21 protein-coding genes are annotated in these 22,781 nt (G+C 69.2%); 9 read left to right on the top strand and 12 right to left on the bottom strand.

Features of this window, described 5'->3' with window-relative positions:
- Window positions 1-13: 13 nt before the first annotated feature.
- The 4 genes from polA to OF380_RS06120 are packed head-to-tail and all read right to left on the bottom strand — an operon-like array spanning window position 14 to window position 4,951.
- Window positions 14-3,067: a DNA polymerase I gene (gene polA / locus OF380_RS06140; protein WP_264049877.1), complete on the bottom strand. Its 3,054-nt coding sequence runs from the start codon at window positions 3,065-3,067 to the stop codon at window positions 14-16.
- Window positions 3,064-3,462 carry a HepT-like ribonuclease domain-containing protein gene (locus OF380_RS28865; protein ID WP_449818272.1) on the bottom strand — a complete coding sequence of 133 codons (399 nt, stop codon included), beginning with the start codon at window positions 3,460-3,462 and terminating at the stop codon, window positions 3,064-3,066. The genes polA and OF380_RS28865 overlap by 4 nt, the downstream gene beginning before the upstream one ends.
- Complete coding sequence (locus OF380_RS06125) at window positions 3,452-3,748, bottom strand: nucleotidyltransferase family protein (protein WP_264049876.1); 297 nt, start codon at window positions 3,746-3,748, stop codon at window positions 3,452-3,454. The genes OF380_RS28865 and OF380_RS06125 overlap by 11 nt, the downstream gene beginning before the upstream one ends.
- Before the next feature lie 45 nt (window positions 3,749-3,793).
- Window positions 3,794-4,951: a YihY/virulence factor BrkB family protein gene (locus OF380_RS06120; protein ID WP_264049875.1), complete on the bottom strand. Its 1,158-nt coding sequence runs from the start codon at window positions 4,949-4,951 to the stop codon at window positions 3,794-3,796.
- Window positions 4,952-5,273: 322 nt separating this feature from the next.
- Between OF380_RS06120 and ybaL the strand changes: the two genes are divergently transcribed.
- Complete coding sequence (gene ybaL, locus OF380_RS06115) at window positions 5,274-7,088, top strand: YbaL family putative K(+) efflux transporter (RefSeq protein ID WP_264049874.1); 1,815 nt, start codon at window positions 5,274-5,276, stop codon at window positions 7,086-7,088.
- Between the two features lie 4 nt (window positions 7,089-7,092).
- Here ybaL and OF380_RS06110 read toward each other — a convergent pair whose 3' ends face one another.
- From OF380_RS06110 to OF380_RS06100, 3 genes are all read right to left on the bottom strand, one after another.
- Entirely contained in the window at window positions 7,093-8,499 is a 1,407-nt protein-coding gene (locus OF380_RS06110; RefSeq protein WP_264049873.1) for a UdgX family uracil-DNA binding protein, read from the bottom strand.
- Window positions 8,500-8,728: 229 nt separating this feature from the next.
- Window positions 8,729-9,943, bottom strand: coding sequence for a putative DNA modification/repair radical SAM protein (locus OF380_RS06105; RefSeq protein ID WP_264049872.1), 1,215 nt, complete (start codon window positions 9,941-9,943; stop codon window positions 8,729-8,731).
- Between the two features lie 83 nt (window positions 9,944-10,026).
- Window positions 10,027-10,647 (bottom strand): regulatory protein RecX, encoded by a 621-nt coding sequence (locus OF380_RS06100; RefSeq protein ID WP_264049871.1) that lies wholly within the window; start codon window positions 10,645-10,647, stop codon window positions 10,027-10,029.
- 95 nt (window positions 10,648-10,742) lie between these two features.
- On the opposite strand from OF380_RS06100, the gene OF380_RS06095 reads away from it, so the two are divergent.
- Complete coding sequence (locus OF380_RS06095) at window positions 10,743-12,152, top strand: TAXI family TRAP transporter solute-binding subunit (RefSeq protein ID WP_264049870.1); 1,410 nt, start codon at window positions 10,743-10,745, stop codon at window positions 12,150-12,152.
- A gap of 3 nt (window positions 12,153-12,155) precedes the next feature.
- Here OF380_RS06095 and OF380_RS06090 read toward each other — a convergent pair whose 3' ends face one another.
- From OF380_RS06090 to OF380_RS06070, 5 genes are all read right to left on the bottom strand, one after another.
- Window positions 12,156-13,634 carry a carbohydrate porin gene (locus tag OF380_RS06090; RefSeq protein ID WP_264051211.1) on the bottom strand — a complete coding sequence of 493 codons (1,479 nt, stop codon included), beginning with the start codon at window positions 13,632-13,634 and terminating at the stop codon, window positions 12,156-12,158.
- Between the two features lie 137 nt (window positions 13,635-13,771).
- Window positions 13,772-15,082, bottom strand: a complete 1,311-nt coding sequence (locus OF380_RS06085; protein ID WP_264049869.1) for a Gfo/Idh/MocA family protein — start codon at window positions 15,080-15,082, stop codon at window positions 13,772-13,774.
- Between the two features lie 151 nt (window positions 15,083-15,233).
- Entirely contained in the window at window positions 15,234-15,503 is a 270-nt protein-coding gene (locus tag OF380_RS06080) for a hypothetical protein (RefSeq protein ID WP_264049868.1), read from the bottom strand.
- 198 nt (window positions 15,504-15,701) lie between these two features.
- Window positions 15,702-16,475, bottom strand: a complete 774-nt coding sequence (locus OF380_RS06075; protein WP_264049867.1) for a phosphatase PAP2 family protein — start codon at window positions 16,473-16,475, stop codon at window positions 15,702-15,704.
- 68 nt (window positions 16,476-16,543) lie between these two features.
- Window positions 16,544-17,074, bottom strand: coding sequence for a 2'-5' RNA ligase family protein (locus OF380_RS06070; protein WP_264049866.1), 531 nt, complete (start codon window positions 17,072-17,074; stop codon window positions 16,544-16,546).
- Between the two features lie 109 nt (window positions 17,075-17,183).
- Here OF380_RS06070 and OF380_RS06065 point away from each other — a divergent pair, with 109 nt between their 5' ends.
- The 7 genes from OF380_RS06065 to OF380_RS06035 all read left to right on the top strand — a co-directional run bounded on the left by OF380_RS06065 (window position 17,184) and on the right by OF380_RS06035 (window position 22,722).
- Entirely contained in the window at window positions 17,184-18,149 is a 966-nt protein-coding gene (locus OF380_RS06065) for an alginate O-acetyltransferase AlgX-related protein (protein WP_264049865.1), read from the top strand.
- A 42-nt stretch (window positions 18,150-18,191) separates the two neighbouring features.
- Window positions 18,192-19,169: a glutathione S-transferase family protein gene (locus tag OF380_RS06060; protein WP_264049864.1), complete on the top strand. Its 978-nt coding sequence runs from the start codon at window positions 18,192-18,194 to the stop codon at window positions 19,167-19,169.
- 64 nt (window positions 19,170-19,233) lie between these two features.
- Window positions 19,234-19,737 carry a hypothetical protein gene (locus tag OF380_RS06055; RefSeq protein ID WP_404810600.1) on the top strand — a complete coding sequence of 168 codons (504 nt, stop codon included), beginning with the start codon at window positions 19,234-19,236 and terminating at the stop codon, window positions 19,735-19,737.
- Window positions 19,738-19,905: 168 nt separating this feature from the next.
- On the top strand, window positions 19,906-20,799 hold the full coding sequence (gene trxA, locus OF380_RS06050) for a thioredoxin (protein WP_264049862.1): 894 nt from the start codon (window positions 19,906-19,908) through the stop codon (window positions 20,797-20,799).
- 28 nt (window positions 20,800-20,827) lie between these two features.
- Window positions 20,828-21,496 carry an LON peptidase substrate-binding domain-containing protein gene (locus tag OF380_RS06045; protein ID WP_264049861.1) on the top strand — a complete coding sequence of 223 codons (669 nt, stop codon included), beginning with the start codon at window positions 20,828-20,830 and terminating at the stop codon, window positions 21,494-21,496.
- A gap of 27 nt (window positions 21,497-21,523) precedes the next feature.
- Entirely contained in the window at window positions 21,524-21,730 is a 207-nt protein-coding gene (locus tag OF380_RS06040) for a Trm112 family protein (RefSeq protein WP_264049860.1), read from the top strand.
- An 8-nt stretch (window positions 21,731-21,738) separates the two neighbouring features.
- Window positions 21,739-22,722 (top strand): asparaginase, encoded by a 984-nt coding sequence (locus tag OF380_RS06035; RefSeq protein ID WP_264049859.1) that lies wholly within the window; start codon window positions 21,739-21,741, stop codon window positions 22,720-22,722.
- The last annotated feature ends 59 nt before the right edge of the window (window positions 22,723-22,781 follow it).

Below are 22,781 nucleotides of genomic sequence, written 5' to 3'. Positions count from 1 at the left end.
TCCGGAGCAGGCGTCAGTGGGCCTCCTCCCAGTTCAGCGCGGCGCGGGCTTCGACCACCAGCGGCACCTTCAGGGTCAGGGCGGGAGCGGGGGCGTCGACCATGATCCGGGTGATCACCGGCAGGGCCTTCTTCACCTCGTCCTCGGGCGCCTCGAAGACGAGCTCGTCGTGCACCTGCAGGAGCATGCGCACGTTGAGGCGCTCGGCCTTCAGGGCGTCCTCCATGCGAATCATCGCCCGCCGGATGATGTCGGCGGCCGAGCCCTGAATCGGAGCGTTGATCGCCTGACGCTCGACGCTGGCCCGCTCGTTGGGATTGTTCGAGCGGATCTGCGGATAGTGGCAGACCCGGCCGAACAGGGTGGTGACGTAGCCCAGATCCCGGCAGCGGCGCTTGGTGTCGTCGATATAGGCGCGGATGCCGGGGAAGCGCTCGAAATACTGCTTGATGAAGGCGCCGGCCTCCTCGCGGCCGATGCCGAGGCGATCGGCCAGCCCGAAGGCCGAGATGCCGTAGATGATGCCGAAGTTGATGGTCTTGGCGCGCCGCCGCAGGTCGGGCGTCATTTCGGAGAGCGGCACGCCGAACATCGCGCTGGCTGTGGCCGCGTGGATGTCGATGCCGTCCTCGAACGCCTGGCGCAGCTGCGGAATGTCGGCGATGTGGGCGAGCAGGCGCAGCTCGATCTGGCTGTAATCGGCCGAGATCAGGCGGTTGCCCTCCGCCGCCACGAAGGCGCGGCGGATGCGGCGCCCTTCTTCCGTGCGAATCGGGATGTTCTGCAGGTTCGGCTCGGAGGAGGAGAGCCGGCCCGTGGTGGTGGCGGCGAGCGAGAACGAGGTGTGGACCCGGTCGGTCTCACGGTCGGCGTGCTGCTGCAGCGAATCGGTGTAGGTGGATTTCAATTTGGCGAGCTGGCGCCATTCGAGGATCTTTTTCGGCAGTTCGTGCCCGGCCTGAGCCAGTTCCTCGAGCAGCGTGGCCGGTGTCGCCCATTGACCGGAGGGCGTCTTCTTGGCGCCGGGCAGGCCCATCTTGCCGAACAGGATGTCGCCGATCTGCTTCGGCGAGGAGACCTGGAATTTCTCCCCGGCATCCTCCTGAATCTCTTCCTCGAGACGCACCAGGATCTGCGAGAAATCACCCGAGAGCCGGCTCAGCATATTGCGGTCGACGCGGATGCCCGCGGCTTCCATCCGGGCGACGACCGGGACCAGCGGTCGCTCCAGCGTCTCGTAGACCGTGACACGCTTCTCGGCGACGAGGCGCGGCTTCATCATCCGCCACAGGCGCAATGTCACGTCCGCATCCTCGGCCGCGTAGGCGGTCGCCTTGTCCAGCGCCACCCGGTCGAAGGTGATCTTGGCCCGGCCGGTGCCGGCCACGTCCGAGAAGGTGATGGGCTGATGGCCGAGATGGCGCCGGGCGAGTTCGTCCATGCCGTGCCCGCCCTTGCCGGCATCGAGCACGTAGGAGATCAGCATGGTGTCGTCGAAGGGCGCCACCCGGATGTCGTAGCGCGACAGGACGGCGAAATCGTATTTCAGGTTCTGGCCGACCTTGAGCACGCCCGGATTCTCGAGGAGCGGCTTCAGCCGGCCAATGGCGTCCTTCAGGGGGATCTGGCCGGGCAGCAGCCCGTCCCCGAACAGGTCGTCGCCGCCGCTATGGGCAAGCGGGATGTAGGCCGCCCGGCCCGGGGCCACGCAGAGGGAGACGCCGACGAGGTTGGCGGTGTTCGCGTCCAGCGAGTCCGTCTCGGTGTCGACGGCGATCACGCCGGCCTCCTCGGCCTCGGCGATCCAGGCGTCGAGCTGCTCCACGGAGCCGATGGTCTCATAGGCGGCGGTGTCGAAGGGCTTGACCGACTCCGCAGCCCGCGCCGCCACGAGGTTCGCGGGGGTCGGCTCCGAAGGACCGCGGGGCTTCGGGGCGGCGTCGGGCAGGCCGAGATCGGCGAAGGGGTCGACCTCGCCGCTGCCTGCGCCGGACGCGGTCTCGGGATCGACGGGCACCGGATCCCCATGCGCGTCGGGAAAGAACGGCGCGTCGGGCTCGGGCTCGCGGTTCGGCAGCAGGGCCGGGTCGGGCTGCACCGCCTCCGGGTCCACGTGGAGCATCTGGGCGATGCGCCGCGTCAGGGTGTTGAACTCCATCGCCTTGAGGAAGCTGACGAGCTTCTGCGGATCGGGTTTCGGCAGGCGAAGATCGTCGAGGGGGATCGGAACAGGGACGTTCTCTTCGAGCGCCACGAGCTTCCGCGAGAGCCGGGCCTGGTCGATGCTCGCGAGCAGGGTCTCGCGGCGCTTGGGCTGCTTGATCTCGGCGGCGCGTTCCAGCAGCGCGTCGAGGCTGCCGTATTCCTTGATGAGCGCGGCGGCCGTCTTCAGGCCGATGCCGGGCACGCCGGGTACGTTGTCCGAGGTGTCGCCGATGAGGGCGAGCGCGTCGCCGATCTGCTCGGGCGCGAGGCCTTCCCACTTGGCGATGATCGCGTCGCGGTCGAGGTTGCGTTCGGGCCGGTAGCCGGGCTTGCCCTTCGAGCCGGATTCGAAGTCGTAGAATCGCACCAGGGGCCCGACGAGCTGCATCAGGTCCTTGTCGGAGGAGACGATGATGACGCCGGCCCCCCGCGCTTCGGCCTGGCGCGAATAGGTGGCGATGAGGTCGTCGGCCTCGTACCGGATCAGCTCGATCGGCTGCAGCCCGAAGGCCCGCACCGCGTCGCGCATCAGCGGCATCTGCCGCTTGAGGTCGTCCGGCGCGTCCGGCCGGTGGCCCTTGTAGTCGGGGAACAGCTCCTTGCGGAACGAGCCTTCGGACTTGTCGAACACGATGGCGAGATGCGTCGGCATCACCCCGGCCGCGCCCTCCTGCACGAACTGGGCGATCTTGGTGCAGAACAACCGCACCGCGCCGGTCGGCAGGCCGTCCGAGGGCCGGGTGTTGTACTTCTGGTCCTGGTTGATCGACTGGAAATAGGCCCGGAAGATGAACGACGAACCGTCGACCAGAATGATCTGATCGCCGGGGCCGACGGGATTTTCGGAGGTGGCAGCGGTCATTGATCGATCAACGAAAGGAGAAAGGAAGACGGAAGGTTGCCGCGAAAATCACTCGCCGACTCGCAGTTCGTTCTGACAAACAACGAGAAGGCCCGGCAACGGCTCGTGTACGGTTCCCCATAGGAGCCTTGCCGAGACACGCTCGTATCGATGCCGGTAGACGTTTCCTGAATCTGCAATCCGACGCCAGGGGATGTGGGCGTTCCGCGAGTTCGGGTCTCTTCGCCGACGCGGCGGCTCGCCTCTGAAACGATCTCCAGACAACGCGTTACGCCGTAGAGTCTGAGTCGATTGCCTTCGAACTCCTCGAAACTCAGATCTGTGGTGAAATCCTGAGCGGCTTCGATGTTTTCGATGATGCCGAGAAGAGCACGACGTCCGCGCTCAGAAAGCATGGATCGCGTCGCGCTCGGCCCCTGGGCGCACGTGGGGCTTCAGCATCGAGCGCGTTGCGACATCCACTTCGACCGGGAAAAGGTCGGTGATGAAACCGACCACACCGACGTAACCGTAGACATCCCGAATGGTACTCTCATCGATGTCGATCATGACATCGATGTCGCTCCCGGCATGCTCCTCACCGCGAGCCACGGAGCCGAAGAGCGAGGCGTGCAGAACGCCTCGCTCGCGCAACTCGGCCTCGTGCGCACGAAGAATATCGAGGGCTGTGCTGCGATCCATGCATCGACCCTACCCCAAATCAGAACTAAGCTGAAGGCCGTCCCCTCACGTCGCCGCCCCCACCGTATCGGCCATGCGGGCGTCGCGGGTGCCCAGCGGCTGTTCGGGGCCGCGCGTGGTATCGGCCTCGGTCTGGTGCTCCATCTCGGCGTTGATTTCGGCGCCGATGAGCACGATCGTGGTCGAGATCCAGATCCAGGTCATGAAGCCGATCACGGCGCCGAGCGAACCGTAGGTCTCGTTGTACTTGCCGAAATTCGAGACATACCAGGAGAAGCCGAGCGAGGTGGCGAGCCAGGCGAAGGCCGCGATGGCGCTGCCCCAGGTCACCCAGCGCCAGCGCGGCGCGTCACGGCTCGGCCCGTAGCGGTAGAGCAGGGCGAGGCCGCCCAGCACGGCAGCGAGCAGAACCGGCCAGCGCAGTAGGGCGATGTACCAGGCCTCGGAACTGAGCCCGATGATATTGATCGCAGCAGGCACCACCACGATGCCGACCAGCGCCAGGATGATGAACAGGAGCGCACCGGCGGTGAAGGCCAGTGAGCGCAGGTTCAACCAGATGAAGCTGCGCGTTTCCCGCTCCTCGTAGACGATGTTGAGGGCGGAGAAGACCGCCTTCATGCCGCCATTGGCGCTCCACAGGGACAGGACGATGCCGGTGAAGAAGGTGAGGCCGAGGGTCGTGTCGCCCTTCTCGGCGATGCGCTTCACCTGCTCGCCGATGATCTCGAGGGCCCCGGAAGGGATGATGCCCTGCAGGTTCTGGAGGTGCTCGTTGATGGTCGCCACATCCGCCACCAGCCCGTAGCAGGAGACCAGGGCCGCAATGGCCGGGAAGATCGCCAGCAGCACGTAGAAGGTCACGCCCGCCGCCACCGAGACGATGTTGTTCTCCGAGATGTCGTGGAAGACGCGCAGGCCGATATCCTTCCAGCCCTTGGCGGGAATCTCCGAGGGGCTGCGCGCCTTGCGGCCGCGCTCTGGCTCGCTGTCCGCCACCTGGCGCGCGTCCGGCCCGGCATGGGACGGGGAGGGACGGCGGGTCGGATCCTTCGGGCGCGCGGGGGCAGCCGCACGAGGGCCGGCCCGCCGGGGCAGGGCGACGAAACCCAGGAGCGCGGTCGCGAGGGCGACGGTCCAGATCGTCGAATTTCTAGTATCGGTTGTGCTCGGCGCAGTCGAACGGTCGTTTTCTGGCGTCATCGATCGTCTGCCCCGTCAAGTAAAGCGTCTTCGCAAGATGATGCCTGCATCGTTCGTGCCGGCACATCTTGGCTCGACAACGGAGCGTGGCGGCTGCGGGTTTCATGGCGGCACACCGAAATCCAAGGCCGAGGGAGGCCCGTCCTTATTCCTCGAAACCCGGCTCGCGCGGCAGGCGTTGTGCGTCGCGACACCTCAGGGACCGGCCGATGCGGATTTTCCGGCCCATTCCGGACGTGAGGGCGGTTCTCGGCTTGCCCTCGGGGACGGCAGGCGTCACGGCCCTTAGACCCCTGATGTCCGACCCGGAGACCACCCAGCCGTGCCGCACGCGACCGAGCTGATCGCCATCATCGCCCTGGGCCTCGTGCTTGCCTTCGTCTGCGGAATGCTGGCGCAGCGCCTGCGCCTGCCACCCCTGGTCGGGTACCTGCTCGCGGGCGTCCTCGTCGGCCCCTACACGCCCGGCTTCGTCGGAAACAGCCAGCTTGCCGGGCAACTCGCCGAGATCGGCGTCATCCTGCTGATGTTCGGCGTCGGCCTGCACTTCTCGATCAAGGACCTGATGGCGGTGCGCACCATCGCGCTGCCCGGCGCCATCGTGCAGATCGTGGCGGCCACCGCGATGGGCGGCGCCCTGGCCCTCGCCTGGGGCTGGGGCCTCGGGGCCGGCCTCGTCTTCGGCCTCGCCCTCTCGGTGGCGAGCACGGTGGTGCTGCTGCGGGCGCTTGAGGAGCGCCAACTCCTCGACAGCGACAAGGGCCGCATCGCGGTGGGCTGGCTCATCGTCGAGGATCTCGCAATGGTTCTCGCCCTGGTGCTGCTGCCGGCGCTGGCCCCCTCCCTCGGGGGCGACGGCGCGGGGGCCGCGCACCATGCCGGGGACGGCAACATCTGGCTCACCCTGGGGCTGACACTGGCCAAGGTCGGGGTCTTCACCGCCGTGATGCTGGTGGGCGGGCGCCGCTTCGTGCCCTGGCTCCTCGACCAGGCCGCCCGCACGGGCTCGCGCGAGCTGTTCACCCTTGCGGTCCTGGCGCTGGCGCTCGGCATCGCCTTCGGCTCGGCGGAACTCTTCGGCGTCTCCTTCGCGCTCGGCGCCTTCTTCGCCGGCATGGTGCTCGCCGAATCCGACCTCAGCCATCAGGCGGCCGCCGATTCCCTGCCGCTGCAGGACGCCTTCGCGGTCCTGTTCTTCGTCTCCGTCGGCATGCTGTTCGATCCCGGCATCCTGATCCGCGAGCCGCTCTCGGTGCTGGCGGTACTCGGCGTGATTCTCATCGGCAAGTCGCTGGCGGCGGTGGCGATCGTGCTCGCCTTCAAGCATCCCCTCGGCACCGCGCTCACCATCGCGGCGAGTCTCGCGCAGATCGGCGAGTTCTCGTTCATCCTGGTCAGCCTCGGCCTCTCGTTGAAGCTTCTGCCGGAAGAGGGGCGCGACCTCATCCTGGGTGGCGCCATCCTCTCGATCACCCTCAACCCGCTCTTCTTCATGCTGACCGACTGGGTCGGGCGGAAGGTCACCGAGCGGCCGCACCTCGCCGCTCGGTTCGAGCGCAAGGGGGCGGAGGCACTCTCGGTGGCGACGGGGGTGGAGGCCCATCGCGGGCACGCGATCATCGTCGGCTACGGCCGGGTCGGCAGCACGATCGCCAAGGCACTGAAGGCCTGGGAACTCCCCTACATCGTCCTCGACCGCGACCGAAGGCGGGTCGTGGACCTGCGCAAGGACGGCACCGAGGCGGTGTTCGGCGACGCCACGGCGCCGGGCATCCTGCAGGCGGCCGACATCGCGGAGGCTCGGCTGATCGTGGTCGCGACCCCGGACGCGCACACGGCGCGGCGCATCGTCGAGCTCGCCCGCGAGCTCCATCCGGGCATCGACACCCTGGTGCGCACCCACAACGACGGCGAGCGCCGCCACTTCGAGGAGCAGGGCGTCGGTCTCGTGCTCATGGCCGAGCGCGAACTCGCCTTCGGCATGACCCTCTACGCCCTGCGCAGCCTCGGCCTGAAGGAGGGCGAGGCCCGCATCTTCGTGGACAGCACCCGCGTGGAGAGCCGCTCCGCCCCCGTCGAGGCCGAGATCGAGCAGGGTGCACCGGAACTGCGCCCGCACAAGGAGGGCGAGGTCTAGGGCCCTATCCCCTCAGCGACCGCCCGAGATCGTTCACCCGGCGGAGATCCGCCACGAAGGTGGCGTAGGCGTCCGCCTTCGCCTCGTCCGGCAGGCGCAGCAGGTAGGACGGGTGCACGGTGATGAAGCCCGCATAGGGCTTCTCGAAATCGGCCGGACCGCGGGCTCGGGTGATCGGAATCGCCTTGCAGGTCAGGGCCAGGACGGCGGTGGCGCCGAGCGCGACGACGAGCTTCGGCGCGACGAAGTCGAGTTCCCGGTCGAGCCACCAGCGATAGTGGCTGACCTCGCCGGCGGTGGGCTTCTGGTGGATGCGGCGCTTGCCGCGCTCCTCGAACTTGAAATGCTTGACCGCATTGGTGAGGTACGCCTCCCCACGCGCGATCCCGGCCTCGTCGAGGGCGCGCGACAGCAACTGCCCGGCGGGCCCCACGAAGGGGCGCCCCTGGCGATCCTCCTGGTCTCCCGGCTGCTCGCCGACGAAGGCGATGGTGGCGCCCTCCGGGCCCTCGCCGAGCACGGCCTGCGTCGCGCCCGGCACCAGGGGTTCCGAGCGCCGGATGATGGCGTTCAGCGCCTCCAGGGAATCCGGTGCCTGGTCGGCCATCGCGGCGACGGCGCGGGCGGGGTTTCGCTTGACCGGCATCTGCGGCTCCCTCTCGATCATGGCGCCGGTGCGGGCCGCCGCCTGCCGGACGAGGCCCGGGATGGCTGCGGTCTCGGGCATGTTGCGCCAGTATTTCTTCGGCATCTCCGCCCGCATGGCCGTGAGATTGGTGCGGGCGGGGTTGAACGTGCTCTCGTAGTAATCGCGCCAGCCCGCCTCGAAGCCATCGCCGGCCGGTGCGTCTTCGCGCCGCCCAGGCGGGCCGAAGGCCAGGGTGGTGCCGTCCCAGTGCGCGGACGCCTCGGGCGTCAGGATGCTCCAGATGAGCGACCGGAAGCGGCCGACGAAGAACGGGGCGGCGGCGGCGAGGATGTGGTGGTCGGGCTCGAACCAAGCCACGAAACGCTCGGGCCCATCCCCCTCGACCCGGCGGAAGCGCAGAAAGGCGTGCATCTTGTGCAGGTCGCGGGCGATGGCTTTCCGCATCCGCTCCAGCCGATGGACCAGGGGATCGCTCGACACCTCCAGCAGCCGGCGCTCACCGTGCAGGATGCGCCAGATCAGTTCGTAGAGCAGGGCGTAGCGCTCGGGATCGCGATGGGGCACCACCCGGGAAACCATCTCGCCCACCCCGCGCGGCAGGCTCAAGGGGGCTTCGTCGGCCGGGGCCGTCGCCTGCGTCCCGAACAGGCCCGGCGCCTCGCCGATGGACCACAGCACCCGCTCGGGCGGTACACCACGGCTCGCGAGGCAGCGGGCGGCGCCACGAAACCCATCGAGGTCCGCGCCCGCTCGGAGGAACACGGCTTCGAGTGGCGGCCCTCCGGCCGCTCCCGGTTTCGCGGGGGCGGGTGCCTGGGGAGCAGGCGGGAGAGCGGCGCTTTCGGGCTCCCGCTTTTGGAAGGAGAGGGTCGAGGTGGGGTGTGGTCCGTCTCCGAAGAGGTCACGCCCCTCACCCTGTCCCTCTCCTTCCGAGAGAGAGGACTCTCGCAACGTCGGCGAAGGGGCGGGAGCGCGGTTCTCGGTAGGCAAATCAGAACAGGCTCAGCTGCTTGGGCGGGTCGGCCAGCCGTGCCCTCAGGTCGAGGCGGTCGGTCAGCCCGCCCGCCGGGTGGTAGTCGGCGGCGATCAGGAACGGCCGGGCCCGCTTCAGGGCCGAGGTGAGGCGCGCCACGTCATCGAGGCGCAGGCGCGTGTGCCGGCGGGCCCGAATGATCTTGTCCACCGCCCGTGCGCCGAGGCCCGGCACGCGCAGCAGCATCTCCCGGTCGGCCGCGTTCACGTCCACGGGAAAGCGCGCCCGATGCTTGAGCGCCCAGGCGAGCTTCGGGTCGATGTCGAGGGAGAGCATCCCGTCCTCGGTGGCATCCGCCACGTCGTCGGGGGTGAAGGCGTAGTACCGCAACAGCCAGTCGCCCTGGTAGAGGCGGTGTTCGCGCTGAAGCGGGGGCGACTTCAGGGGCAGGATGGTCGAGCCGTCCGGAATCGGGCTGAAGGCGGAGTAATAGACCCGCTTCAGGTTGTACGAGCCGTAGAGAAGAGCGCTCTTGCGGATCAGCGCCTCATCCGTGGTGGCGTCCGCGCCGACGATCACCTGCGTGGATTGCCCGGCCGGCGAGAACCGGCGCTTCTCGGCCTTGGCCTCCGCGATCCGCTCGCCGATCTGCGCGATGGCGTTCTGGATGACGGCGCCGTCCTTCTCGGGGGCCAGGCGTTCCAGGCTCGCCTCCGTGGGCAATTCGACATTGATCGAGAGCCGGTCGGCGTAGAGCCCAGCCTCCTCGATCAGCCACGGGCTCGCTTCCGGAATCGACTTCAGGTGGATGTAGCCGCGAAAGCCATGGTCGCGCCGCAGGGATTTCGCCACCCGCGTCAGCAGTTCCATGGTGTGATCGGGCGACTTGATGATGCCTGACGAAAGGAACAGGCCCTCGATGTAGTTGCGCTTGTAGAACTCCACCGTGAGGGTCACGACCTCCTCGACGGTGAACTTGGCGCGCTGGACGTTCGACGAACGCCGGTTGACGCAGTACGCGCAGTCGAACAGGCAGTAATTCGTCAGCAGAATCTTCAGGAGCGAGATGCAGCGTCCGTCCGGCGTATAGGCGTGGCAGATGCCGGCGCCCGTGGTCGAGCCGAGTTCACCCTTGCCCGCGCTGCGCTTCGGCGCCCCGGAGGACGAGCACGAGGCGTCGTACTTGGCGGCATCCGCGAGGATGCGCAGCTTCTTCGCGAGCGTTTCGTCCATCTCTCAGAAATGCGCTTCGTTCGCGCTTCGTTCAAGGATGCCTTGAGGAATCCGTTCGTTCTCCGCCGCCGGATTGTCGCAGCCTAATCCTCGGTCTCGTCGGTCTCGGATTCGAGGTCGGCCTCGATCACCCGGCGTCCCAGAGCGTAGCCGAAGCCCGCCCGCGCCATCGCGGCCAGATCCCGGTCGCGATGGCCCTCGCGCGTCCCGGGCCGGCGCCAGGGGCCGAGACGGCGGCGCTTGGCATAGGCCTGCGCCGCGGCCTCCTCGAGGTCGACGCCCTCGTCCGCGCGCTCGCGCTCGTTCTCCATCGCGGCGGCGACCTCCTCGCGCGAGACGCCCTTGGCGGCGAGCTTGGCCGAGAGAGCCCGGGCGGAGGCGCCCCGCCGGCGCAGGGCCGCGAGGCGCCCGGCGGTGAAGCGGGCATCGTCCACGAGGCCGGCACTCACCGCACGTGCCACCGTGGCCTCGATGGCCTCGGCGAAGGCGCTCGCATCCTCGCCGCGCAGGCGGCAGCGCTTGTCCACCCGCCGCTTCAGGGTCTGCCGCAGCATCGCCACGGAAGCGCTGTAGCGTTCGAGGTAATGCAGGGCGGCACGCTCGAGATAGGCGGGGGTGACGGGCGGCGGCGGCTTGATGTCGGTCGCGTCCCTGCCGGGGGTGCGCTTGCCGGAGGCGTGCGACGCAACGTTTCGCGATGTCATCGGTTCTTCACAGTCCGGACGGGTTTCGGAGACAGGCTCCTGAAGATGGTGATGGTGCTGGACAAAGGCTCGTGCCTGTCATGCCGGCTCTCCTCATGAGACGCGAGTGGCTCCTCGTGCTCCTGGGCCTCGGCTTCGCCCTGGTGGCGGGGATGCTGGTCTACCTGTCGCGGCCCACCACCCTCACGGTGGCGGTCGGTCCCCGCGATGGCGCGGAGGCTACGCTGCTTCAGACCTACGCGCAGGCGCTGGTCCGGGGCCACGAGGATGTCCGCCTCCAGCTCACGTTCTATGACGACGTGCGCGACAGTGCCGAGGCGCTCCAGCGCAACAAGGCCGAACTCGCGGTGGTGCGTCCCGATGTGCTCCTGCCGGAGAACGGGCTGACGCTCGCCATCCTGCACGACGAGGCCCTGCTGATCGCCGCCCCCGAGGCCGCGGGCCTGGAGAGCTTTCCCGATCTCGCGCGCAAGCGGCTCGGCGTGGTCGAGCGCCACGCCGCCGATCTGCCCTTCCTCACGAACCTGCTCGGCTTCTACGATTTCGTGCCCCAATCCGCCGCGGAGGGCGATGTGGTCCTCGGCCCCGCTCGGGTCGCCCTAGTTCCGCTCAAGCCCGCCGAGGTGACGAGCGCCATCGCGGAGGGGCGCGTCGACGCGGTGGCGGTCATCGCCGCTCCGGCCTCGAAGGCCGCGATCTCGACGGTGCGCGCCGTCGAGGCGGGGTCGCCCGAGAAGAAGATCGGCTTCGTCTCCGTCGCCGACGGCGAGGCCATCATCCAGCGGATGCCGGAGCTGCAATCCGTCACCATCCCGGCCGGCACCTTCGGGGGGCGCCCCAAGCGGCCGGACGACGACATCAAGACGGTGGGCGCGTCCTACCGCCTGATGGCCCGGGGCGGCGTCAGCCGGTACACCGTCGCTTCGGTGACCCAGCACCTGTTCGAATGGCGCTCCAAGCTGGCGCCGCTCGCCCCCATCGCCAATCTGATGAAGGCGCCCGATTTCGACTCGACGGTCGCCGCCACCAGCGCGCGGTTGCCGAACCATCCCGGAGCGGTGGATTACTTCGAGCGCGAGCAGCAGACGCTCTTCGAACGCTATGAGGATTACGTTTACCTCCTTGCGTTCTTCGGCGGCACCGTCGGCTCGGGTGTGGCATGGCTGGCCCAGCGGCTCGCCCGCAAGCGCCGCGAACGCATCGACGTCGTCCTCGACCGGCTCCTCGACATCCTGCGCGAGGTCCGGGCCGCGACCTGCAAGACCGACCTCGACGGCCTCGTGCGCGAGACCGACGACCTCGTGGCCGACGTCGTTCAACACGCGCGCGAACGCAACATCGACAACCGCACGGTGGGCGCCCTCATCCTCGCCATCGACGCGGTGCACGCCGCGATCAACGACGAGCGGCGCAACCTCGGCGCCACCGACGCCGAGGGCGGCCGGGCCGTGGACCATGCCCGCACGGCCCGCCTGCTGTCGCTCCACGCGCCGGCGGCCGAATAGCCGTCAGTACCGGATCGTCCCCCGCAGGCCGAACACCGCCGCGTTGCGGAGGCGCGCGCCGCCGGCGTCGCGCGGGTTCGCGATGCCGCCGCCGGGGCGGAACACGTACTGGAAGTCCGGCTGGAGCGTGACGCCGGGGCCGAGCACGGCCTGATAGGTCGCCTCGATCACCGCCTCGCTGCTCCGGCGCGGGGTGGCGATGCCCGTGGCCAGGATGGTGTCGGCGTCGAGGCCGCGTGCCTGGGGCGAGATTCGCGACAGGCCGAAGGCGAGGCCGATGGTGTCGTCCGAGCGGCCGGGCAGCAGCCCCTTATAGGCGATGCCGACATCGGCGTAGACATCCACCAGGCTGCGGTCGGCGGGCGAGCCGGAGGCGCGCAGGAACACGCTGGCGCCGTCGTTCGGGTCGTCCGGCTCGCGATAGATGGTCTGGTCGATGAGGCCGTAGAGCCCGGCCTGTCCCCGGAAACGTCGTGGGACGCCGGTGCTGGACGAGGCCGCCAGCGAGGTCCCGTTCTCGTCGAAGCGCAGGCTGTCGAAGCGGCCGAAATGGTACCAGCCCCCGAGCGTGATCGTCCCGGCCTCACCGGTGCTGCCGGCCTCGATGTTGTAGGCGTAGGACGCCTCCGCGATGACCAGGGGGGGATCGCTGGTGCGGAAGTTGGTGCCGGTGCGGTTGCGACGCTGCGGATCGGAGTCGAGCGTGCCGCGCGCGGGACCGGCGGGGTCGCCGTCGAAGAGGCCGACCTGGAACGACAGGTTGGGGTTCGGCACGTACTTGGCGCGTATGCCCGGCACCGCCAGCGGGTAGATCGGCCCGCCGCTGGGATGCACGACCGCCATGTTGTTGGGCCAGCCGAAGGTGGAGTTCACGAACACCGTGCCGGTCTGGGTCACGGCGAATTCCGTATCGGCGGCGATCTGCCCGATCTTCAGCCCGAACTGATCGCCGAAGAACTTCTGCTCGAACCACAGTTCGTAGACCCGGGAGGAGGGCAGCGCCTCGATGCCGCTGATCGTGATGAGATTCCCCACCGCGCTGCGCGACAGGCCGGCGCCGTGGATCTGGAACAGGTTGGTGTGGAGCGCACCCCCGGTCCAGCCGAGGAGGGGGCCGAGATCCACGTCGATCTCGAGGTCGAGCAGGCCCTCGTAGATGCCGCGCCGGCGAAAGCCCCCGGAGACGTTGCCGAGGCTCTCGCCGATATAGGTCAGGCTGTAGGTGACCCCGCGTTCCTTCAGGTAGGCACGGAAGCCGAACGGATCGCCGTAGGGGCCCAACTGGTCCTCGATCGAGGTGTCGAGGTTGGCGGAGGGGCGCGACGAGGTAACGGACTGGGCCACCGAGGTCTGCGGATCGCCGCCGGCGCCCCGCGCCGAGCCGATGGCGCGACCCTCGGCGGCGAGGCGCGCGGCCGTCTCCGCCGGAGTCTCGGCGCATGCCGGCGAGGTCGCGAAGCTGAGGGCGAGCGCGAGGAGGATACCGTACTTGGTGGCGGAGCGCCGTCCCGGTGATGGGCTGTTCTGTAGTGGAGCCAAGTGTCTCGCGGTCCCGTTGGGGGTCTCGACACCACCCTAGTCACGCTGCATGACGCCCGGACAACCACTACGGGGGTGGATCAGCCGGCCTCATCGAGTTCGGGGCCGCGTGTGACATCGAGGCCGCCACCGGCACCGGGGGGCGGGCCGACCGTCACGGGCCGGCCCGTGCGCGCGGCCTCGTAGATCGCCTCCATGAGGACGTGGTCCTGCAGGCCCTCCTCGCCGGGCGTCCGGGGCCGCCGATCCTCCTGGATGCAGCGGGCCATGTGGTCGATCTCCAGGGCGAACTGGTTCTTCTGTGCCAGGATGCGGGTGTCCTGCGACTCCGCCTGCCCATCGGCCCGAGCCACGACGAGGCGCTGGCCGCGATAGGCAAAGGCGTTCTGCAGATCGATGTCGGCCCGCTCCGTATGGACCTGGAGCCGGCGCGACTCGTGAACGCCGTAGCTCGTCATGCACTGGGCGATGACCTGGGATGGAAAGCGCAGGGTGAAGGAGACGCTCTCCTCCACCTCGGCGAATTTGCGGTCGCCCGGGGGGGAATAAATCTGTGCCTCCACGGAGACCGGTTCCTCGCCCGTCAGCGCCCGCACGCCGTTGAGGCAGTAGAGCCCGATATCCGGCAGGGCGCCGCCGCCGGCGAGCGCCTTTCTCAAACGCCACTGCTCGGGCAGGCCGGTGGTCTGGCCGTTGAAGGCCTGGATCAGGCGCGGCTTGCCGAATGCGCCGGAGCGGGCGAGCCGCACCACCTCGCGATTGTAGGGTTCGTACTGACAGCGATAGGCGATCATCAGCTTGACCTTGGCCGCCGCGCAGGCCGCGATCATGTCGCGCGCTTCGGCCGAGGAATTCGCCATCGGCTTCTCGCAGAGGACGTGCTTGCCGGCTTTCGCGGCCGCGAGGACATCGCCGCGATGAACCGCGTTCGGCGTCACCACGTAGACGGCCTGGACCGCGCGGTTCTGCGCGAGCCGGTCCCACTCGTCGTAGCCGTAGACCGCGTCCGGCGCGATCCCGTACTGCTCGGCGACGAGCTTGGCCTTGGCCGGCGTTCCCGACATCACCGCAACCACGCGCGCCCGCTTGGTCTCGCCGAAGGCCGGCAGGATCTCCTCCAGGCTCAAGCGTCCGAGGCCGACGATCGCGAAGCCCACCCGCTGGCCCGGGGGCATCGGAGCGGGCGGGGGCGGAGGTGTCTTGTCGCCGGGGCCGCGCCAGTTCGGGAACATCACCTTGCCGCCCTGGACCGCCCCGGTATCGGCCGGGACCGAGGGCGCGGGCGGACCGGACTGGGCCGCGGCCCCCGTCGCTCCGAGGGCGAGCCCGGTCAGCGTGGCGCCGCCGGCATGAAGGAGGGTGCGGCGTGAAAGCGGAAGGTTGTCCGTCATGAAGCTCGCTGTCGGTTCCGGCGGGGCGGGGTCGTCAGGGACTGCCGGGGCCTTGCTGGACCTTGCGGCCACGGCCTGTCCTGCGGGAACGTCAGGTCGGGAAACGCGGTTCCGGCAATTCCGGTGGCACGGCATCGGACCGCCGCCGTGTTCAGCCCTCGTCGTCCTGCCGAGCCAGGCGTGCCTGCAGGGATGCGATCTCCGAGCGCGCATTCTGAAGGTCACGCATCACACCGATGGGGATCGGTTGCGCGACGGGCGCCACGGGGACGTAGCGGACGCCCACGAAATCGGAGCCCCGCCAGATCAGGCGTACCGTTCGCGTCTGCCGGGTCTTGTGAACGTAGAGTTCGAAGACCTCCGGCAACGGCACCGCGTCGCTGAGGGCGATGCGTGCGCCGTCGGGTCCACTGTCCCGCACCCAGCAGGCTGTCTCGGATTCATGCAGGCCGCATCGGATGTCGGCGCCGAGCAGGCTTCGCCGCCGAACCCCACGCCGCCGCTCCCTGGACGTTTCCACCATAGCCGCCTCTCCAGAAGTGGTGATCCGGGATAACGCGGTTGTGAGGGGTGAGTGCGGGTGCGCACAAGTCCCCGCGCGGCCGATCGTCGGATAAGGTTAAGGTTCGCCGTCCGGCACCCCGGGGCTGCTCGGGGCCTCGACGTCGCCCCGCTGCTGCAGGATCAGGGCGACGAACCAGCACAAAGCCGCCCAGGCCGCACCGACGCACCAGCCGGCGACCACGTCGCTCGGCCAGTGCACGCCGAGGTAGATCCGGCTGATCCCGACGAGCAGCGTCATCGAGACACCGATGATGAGCACCAGCACCTTCACCCCCCGCTGCCGGTCGACACGGGCGACCAGGCTCGCGAGGGTCAGGTAGGCGATGGCCGACATCATGGCGTGACCGCTCGGAAAGCTCGCGGTGAACACCTCCATCCCGTGTGGGACGAGGTCGGGCCGGGGCCGGTGATAGAACAGCTTCAGGACCGTCGAAACGGCCTCGCCGCCGCCGATCGCCGCCAGCACGAACACGGCGATGCGTCGGCGCCGGGTCATGGCGAGGTAGGCACAGGCCGCCGCCGTCACGAACACGATGGTGAAGACGCTGCCGAGGCCCGTGATGTCGCGCATGGTCTCCTCCAACCAGCGCGGTCCGATCGGATCGGAGATGTCGGCGGGGTTGCGCAGGGCGAGCAGGACCTTGCGGTCGAGGGCGGCCGTCGAGCCCTCTCCGACCTCGTTGGCCAGCGCGAAGAAGCCGTAGCCGAGGAGACTCACGGCAAGCAGCGCGATGACGGGGCCGACCTCGTTGAGGCGCAGCGCGAGGCGCAGGGCATTGGCCCGGGTGATGAGGGGATTGTTCCGGTAGCCGGAGGGCAGGGATCTCATGGGGCCGTTTTCATCGCGAGGAGGCCGGGCAGCAAGGCACCCGTGCGGAGTGAGTGGGGAAAACCCTCTTACCCGAACGAGAACGTGGCACGGCGCTCCCAGGGTCCGCCGAGATAGCGCCAGAGCAGGAGGCCGGGTGCGGTGAAGCGGAACGGTACGAAGCTGTCCTCCAGGTCCGTGTGCAGCGCCCGGGCGGTGGCGGGGTCGACCTTGTTCTGAACCGTGACATGCGGGCGCCAGCCTTGGCGGTCCTGCGCGGTCAGCCCGTCATCCAGGGCCTGGAAATGCTCGACGAGCCTGCCGCGGAACGCCGACAGAGGCTCCGAGGCGAGCACGTAGGCGACGCCCCGCCCGGTGAAGCGCAGGCCGGTCACCGCCACCTCGGGGGCCGCCTGGGTCCGCATCAGGGCCGCGAGGGTCTCGACGATGCCGGGTTCGTGCAGGCCCGGCAGGTGGTGGAACAGCGTCGCATGCGCCGGAATGTGATTCAGCGCCTGCGGAAAATGCCTGCGCCGAAGGCCGTCGAACCGCGCGAAGGTCTCGGGATCCAGCGCGAGCGTCAGGATCAGCGGATCGGTGGTGGGGGCGGACTGGGTCATGCCGGGAGGGAGATGGCGCGCATCGCGGTTCCGTCCAGGCGCGCTCGCTCAGGTCCCCTCACGGGGACGTGGCCTGTTCAGCGCGGCCGAGGGCGGCTAGAGAGCCCGGATGCGGCGCAGACATCGGGAACTGGTTCATGAGGGGCGGGACGGCTGGCTCTTCCTGATCGGGGGCAGCAACGGCGTCCTCGAGCAGTACCGCGCGACCCTCGCCCGCTGGTGGCTCCTGCGCGGCTGGCGCCGCCTCATCGAGGCCCGGCGCGCGCGGGCCCAGGCCCTCGGGATCCGCTACCTCCACGTCATCGTGCCGGAGAAGCTTTCCGTCTACGACGACCGGACCCGGGACCTCGATTACGATCCGCGCCGCTCGCCCGCCCGCGCCCTGGGCCGGCGCCTCATCGGCAATCCGGCCTTCGTCGATCTCCTCGCCCCGCTGCGCGCGGCGCGCGACGGGCCCGCGCCGCTCTACTACCGCACGGACACTCACTGGACCTACGAGGGCTGCCTGCTGGCCTACCGGACCCTGATGCGGGCCTGCGGCGCGGTGCCTCCGGCCGGCCTCGACGCGCGCCAGCGCTACGAGGTCACCTCCGTGCGCGATCTCGGCGAGAAACTGCCGGGCCGGCCCGTCGAGACCGCGATTCACGGCAAAATCGACTACGACGCCCGCCGGGTCTACGCGAGCCCCCTCGTGGAGGCCTACGAGGCCGCCGGCCGCGCCATCGACCTGCATGTCGGCGCCCATGTGCGCTATCGCAACGAATCGCCGGAGGCCGACCCGCGCACGGTGGTGCTGTTCGGGGATTCCTATGCGCATTTCACGCCGATCATGCTCACGGGCCTCGTCGCCGAGACCTTCCGCGAAGTCCACTTCATCTGGTCATCGAGCATCGACTGGAACTACGTCGCCGCGGTGAAGCCCGATCTCCTGCTGTTCGAGATCGCCGAGCGCTTCCTCGTCCGCCTGCCCGACGACACCTTCGACATCGCGCGCCATCAGGCGGGCAAGGGCCGCGACGAGGCCGCCCCGCGCGCCAAGATCGCCGTGTCCGAGGGGCTTTCCACGGAGGCTTGAGCGGCCATGTCTCTCCGGGGCGATCACGCAAGGGGGAACGGCATGGGACTGCTCGTCGACGGGGTCTGGCGGGAGACCTCAGAGGACATCAAGGGCAGCGACGGGCGCTTCCGGCGCACCGACGCCACGTTCCGCAACTGGGTGACCGTGGACGGCGCGCCCGGGCCATCGGGGGAGGGCGGGTTCCCGGCCGAGGCGGGGCGCTACCACCTCTACGTCTCCCTCTCTTGCCCCTGGGCACACCGGGCCCTGCTGGTGCGCGCCCTGAAGGGCCTGGAGGACGCGATCTCGGTCTCGGTGGTCGATCCGCACATGGGCGCCGAAGGCTGGGTGTTCGGCGACGCGCCCGGCGCCACGCCCGATACGGTCAACGGCGCGACCCGGCTCTACGAGGTCTACCTGAAGAGCGATCCCGCCTTCACCGGCCGCGTCACCGTGCCGGTCCTGTGGGACAAGCGGCGCGCCGTCATCGTGTCGAACGAATCTGCCGAGATCATCCGCATGCTGAACGGCGCCTTCGGCGGGGCTGGGCCGGACCTCTACCCGGCGGAGCTGGCGGAGGCGATCGATGCTGTCAACGCCCGCGTCTACGACGCCGTGAACAACGGGGTCTACAAGGCGGGCTTCGCCACGCGGCAGGACGCCTACGCGGAGGCCGTCACGGCCCTGTTCGCCGAACTCGACGACCTGGAGGCCCGTCTCGACCGCTCACGCTACCTATGCGGCGACCGGCTGACCGAGGCCGATCTGCGCCTCTTCACCACGCTGGTGCGGTTCGACGCAGTCTATGTCGGGCACTTCAAGTGCAACCGCCGGCGCATCGCGGATTATCCGAACCTGTCGAACTTCCTGCGCGAACTCTACGCCCTGCCGGGGGTAGCCGGCACCGTGAACCTGACCCACATCAAACGCCACTATTACGAGAGCCACCGCACCATCAACCCGACGGGGATCGTGCCGCTGGGGCCGGACCTGGACTTCGAGACGCCGCACGACCGGGCTCGACGCTTTCCGGCCTGAGGCCTCCGACGATCCCCGGCGCGGCCCTCGACAGATCGACGCCCAGCCTTACATCGGAGGCATGATGTTGTTCTCGACCCCTCGCTTGGCACGCATCGCGGCCCCGCTCGTCCTGGCACTGCCGACCTTTGTGCTGCCCGCTTCCGCCCAGACCGCCGTAAAGCTGGAGGGCCGGTGCGAGAAGCTCGTGATCGCGGGCAAGGACGTGACCCCCTCCTGCCGCGGCACCCTGATGAACACGGTCACGCGCAACCGCACGAGCTTCGACTTCGCGGCCGAGGGCCGGTCCTTGAGCTTCAGCGGCAACGGCGCCCAGCAGGAGCGTACGGAGGAGACCGACCCGCTTCAGCCGATCAACCTTGTGATCCCGAGCGAGGCGACGAAGGACGGCGTTGTGCAGGGCCCCCTCGTCGCCGTGGGGTCCTGCGGTTTCAGTACGCCGCAACTGGGCAAGACCATGATCACCTGCGAGGCCAACGCCGCGAAGGGTCTCTACCAGGGTATCTTCGTCACGGATGCCAAGACGCCGGACGCCCCGAAGGCGGGTGTGGCCGCGCCGGCGCGCTGACGAAACGGAACTGGCGCGAGCGCCCGAGCCGGCCGGTCCGAAAGGGATTTCCGGGCGCGAGGCGCGAACTCTGGTGCGGGCGCCCGGCGTGCCCATCTCTTGACGCTGAGGAGGGCGTGTGGACAGACCCGCTCTTCACGCCGCTCCAACGACTGCCTTGAGGACGTTATGCTGAACGATGCGCCGATGCAGGGCGAACCCACCAAGGACGTGACCACGGCGAGCTTCCGCCAGGACGTCGTCGCCGAATCGATGCGACAGCCCGTGCTGGTGGATTTCTGGGCGCCGTGGTGCGGCCCCTGCAAGCAGCTCGCCCCCGTGCTGGAGAAGGTCGTGCAGGCCTCCGCCGGCGCTGTGAAGCTCGTCAAGATGAACATCGACGAGCATCCCTCGATCGCCGGTCAGCTCGGCATCCAGTCCATCCCCGCCGTGATCGCCTTCGACAAGGGCCAGCCCGTGGACGGCTTCATGGGCGCGGTGCCCGAGGCCCAGATCAAGGAATTCATCACGCGGCTCGCCGGCCCGGCCGGACCGACGCCCATCGAGGAGGCGATGTCGGAGGCCGAGGCGCTTCTCGGGACCGGCGATGTGGCGCAGGCCGCGCAGCTCTACGCCGCCGTGCTTGCGGAGGAGCCCGAGAACGTCGACGCGATCGCGGCGCTCGCCAAGATCCAGCTCGACCTCGGCGACATCGAGAACGCCAAGCAGCTCGTGGCCATGGCGCCTGCCGACAAGGCGGGCCATGCGGGGCTCGCCAGCATCCGGGCGGCGATCGAGCTGGCCGAGCAGGCGGCGGCGCTCGGCGATCTCGGCACGTTCCAGACGCGGATCGATGCCGACCCGAACGACTTCCAGGCCCGCTTCGACCTTGCGCTCGGCCTCAATGGCCGGAACATGCGCGACGAGGCGGTGGACCAACTGATCGAGATCGAGCGACGGGACCGGAGCTGGAACGAGGGGGCCGCACGCAAGCAGCTCCTCACGTTCTTCGAGGCCTGGGGACTCATGGACAAGGCTTCGATCCGCGGGCGGCGGCGCTTGTCGACGCTTGTCTTCGCGTGAGGCGGCCAACCAACGGCGGGGTGACGCGATGAGCACGCATGCGGGCTACAAGGGACCGGCCGATTGCCCCGGCGTGATTCCGGTGTTCCCCCTGCCCGGTGCGCTGCTGCTGCCGCGCGGACAGATGCCGCTCAACATCTTCGAGCCGCGCTACCTCGCCATGATCGACGATGCCCTGCGCACCGACCGGATCATCGGCATGATCCAGCCCGACGTGGAGGCGGGCGCCTCGCCGATGACCCCCAGGCTCTTCCGGGTCGGCTGCGCCGGACGCATCACCCAGTTCGCCGAGACCGGCGACGGGCGCTACCTCATCTCGCTCACCGGCATCGCGCGCTTCCGGGTGGAGAGCGAGCTCGCCACCACCACGCGCTATCGGCGCTGCCAGGTCTCCTACGACGACTTCGCCACCGATTTCGAGGCGCGGGCCGGCGAGGAGGGGGTGGACCGCGAGGGCGTGCTGAAGGCCCTGCGGGACTTCGTCGAGGTCAACGACCTCAAGGTCGACTGGGCCGGCATCGAGGAGGCGCCCAACGAGGCGCTGGTCAACGCGCTCTGCATGATGAGCCCCTTCGGCGCGCGCGAGAAGCAGGCCATGCTGGAGGCGCCGGACCTCAAGACGCGGGCCGAGGTCTTGATCGCGGTGACCGAAATGGAGTTGGTGCGCGGGTCGGGCTCCGAGCCCACGCTGCAGTGATCTTGCTCTCTCGAAGGAACGCCACCGATGGCCGATGACACCCCGCGCCCCGTCGAGGCCACCCGCGTCGACCCCAAGCTCCTCGAACTCCTCGTCTGCCCGCTGACGAAGGATACGCTGGAATACCATTCCGCCCGCCAGGAACTGGTGAGCCGCTCGGCTCGGCTCGCCTATCCGATCCGCGACGGCATCCCGATCATGCTGCCGGAAGAGGCGCGGGCCCTGACCGACTGACCGTCGCCATGCCTGGCCGTCCGACCGTCGCCATCGTCGCCACCGGCGGCACCATCGCGATGAAGACCGATCCCGCCACGGGGGCGCCGGTCCCGGCCCTGACGGGGGCGGATCTCGCGTCCGCCGTCCCACGCCTCGCCGACCTCGCGCGGATCGAGGTGGTGGAATTCGCCAACGTGCCGAGCGCCTATATGGGGCCGGCCCTGTGGCCCGCCTTGAACCGCACGGTCTCGGATCTGCTCGCGCGGCCCGAGATCGCGGGCGCGGTCGTCCTGCACGGCACCGACACCCTGGACCAGACCGCCTATTTCCTCGACCTGACGCTGGCGAGCGACAAGCCCGTGGTGATGGTGGGCGCCCAGCGCAACGCTTCCGACGCCGATGCCGACGGGACGCGCAACCTCCTCAATGCGGTGCGCCAGATCCTGGCGCCGGGCGCCCGCGACATGGGCGTGACGGTGACGCTCAACCACAACATCAACGCCGCCCGCGAGGTCCGGAAGACCCACACGAACAACGTCGAGACCTTCAACTCGGGCGAGGCCGGCTTCCTCGGCCACGTGGACGAGGACCGGGTGGTGTTCGCCCGCAAGTCCCTGCGGCGCCAGACGCTGCCGCTGCCCGAGCGCCTCGCGCGGGTCGACCTCGTGGCGATGACGGCGGGTGACGACGGGGGCCATCTCCAACACGCGGTGGCGCGCGGCGCCGAGGGGGTGGTGATCGCCGCCTACGGCTTCGGCAACGTCAACGAGGCCCTCCACGACGCGGTGGTCGGGGCGATCGCGGCGGGTGTCACCGTCGTCGTGGCGAGCCAGGTCCCGCAGGGCCGGGCGCTCCCGGTCTACGGCTTCAAGGGCGGCGGCAACATGCTTCTCCGGGCCGGCGCGATCTTCGCCGACGACCTGACGCCGGACAAGGCGCGCGTGCTTGCCCTCCTCGCCCTGCCGCTGACCCGGGATCGCCAAACATTGCAGGCGTATTACGACCGTTAATCGCCAAGCTTCGGCACGGTCATGGCCTGTTCAGGCGCCGTCTGCGACAGGTCTCATCC

The sequence above is a fragment of the Methylobacterium sp. FF17 genome, from assembly GCF_025813715.1.
GTDB classification, from domain to species: Bacteria; Pseudomonadota; Alphaproteobacteria; order Rhizobiales; family Beijerinckiaceae; genus Methylobacterium; species Methylobacterium flocculans.
Note: the sequence above shows the minus strand (reverse complement) of the source record. Positions and strands in the feature narration are given on the sequence as shown.

Excerpts from the sequence above, each read along its gene's own strand:
- polA (WP_264049877.1), bottom strand. The coding sequence starts at position 3,067 with ATGACCGCTGCCACCTCCGAAAATCCCGTCGGCCCCGGCGATCAGATC.
- OF380_RS28865 (WP_449818272.1), bottom strand. The coding sequence starts at position 3,462 with ATGCTTTCTGAGCGCGGACGTCGTGCTCTTCTCGGCATCATCGAAAAC.
- OF380_RS06125 (WP_264049876.1), bottom strand. The coding sequence starts at position 3,748 with ATGGATCGCAGCACAGCCCTCGATATTCTTCGTGCGCACGAGGCCGAG.
- OF380_RS06120 (WP_264049875.1), bottom strand. The coding sequence starts at position 4,951 with ATGACGCCAGAAAACGACCGTTCGACTGCGCCGAGCACAACCGATACT.
- OF380_RS06105 (WP_264049872.1), bottom strand. The coding sequence starts at position 9,943 with ATGGACGAAACGCTCGCGAAGAAGCTGCGCATCCTCGCGGATGCCGCC.
- OF380_RS06100 (WP_264049871.1), bottom strand. The coding sequence starts at position 10,647 with ATGACATCGCGAAACGTTGCGTCGCACGCCTCCGGCAAGCGCACCCCC.
- OF380_RS06095 (WP_264049870.1), top strand. The coding sequence starts at position 10,743 with ATGAGACGCGAGTGGCTCCTCGTGCTCCTGGGCCTCGGCTTCGCCCTG.
- OF380_RS06085 (WP_264049869.1), bottom strand. The coding sequence starts at position 15,082 with ATGACGGACAACCTTCCGCTTTCACGCCGCACCCTCCTTCATGCCGGC.
- OF380_RS06075 (WP_264049867.1), bottom strand. The coding sequence starts at position 16,475 with ATGAGATCCCTGCCCTCCGGCTACCGGAACAATCCCCTCATCACCCGG.
- OF380_RS06070 (WP_264049866.1), bottom strand. The coding sequence starts at position 17,074 with ATGACCCAGTCCGCCCCCACCACCGATCCGCTGATCCTGACGCTCGCG.
- OF380_RS06065 (WP_264049865.1), top strand. The coding sequence starts at position 17,184 with ATGCGGCGCAGACATCGGGAACTGGTTCATGAGGGGCGGGACGGCTGG.
- OF380_RS06060 (WP_264049864.1), top strand. The coding sequence starts at position 18,192 with ATGGGACTGCTCGTCGACGGGGTCTGGCGGGAGACCTCAGAGGACATC.
- OF380_RS06055 (WP_404810600.1), top strand. The coding sequence starts at position 19,234 with ATGTTGTTCTCGACCCCTCGCTTGGCACGCATCGCGGCCCCGCTCGTC.
- trxA (WP_264049862.1), top strand. The coding sequence starts at position 19,906 with ATGCTGAACGATGCGCCGATGCAGGGCGAACCCACCAAGGACGTGACC.
- OF380_RS06045 (WP_264049861.1), top strand. The coding sequence starts at position 20,828 with ATGAGCACGCATGCGGGCTACAAGGGACCGGCCGATTGCCCCGGCGTG.
- OF380_RS06040 (WP_264049860.1), top strand. The coding sequence starts at position 21,524 with ATGGCCGATGACACCCCGCGCCCCGTCGAGGCCACCCGCGTCGACCCC.
- OF380_RS06035 (WP_264049859.1), top strand. The coding sequence starts at position 21,739 with ATGCCTGGCCGTCCGACCGTCGCCATCGTCGCCACCGGCGGCACCATC.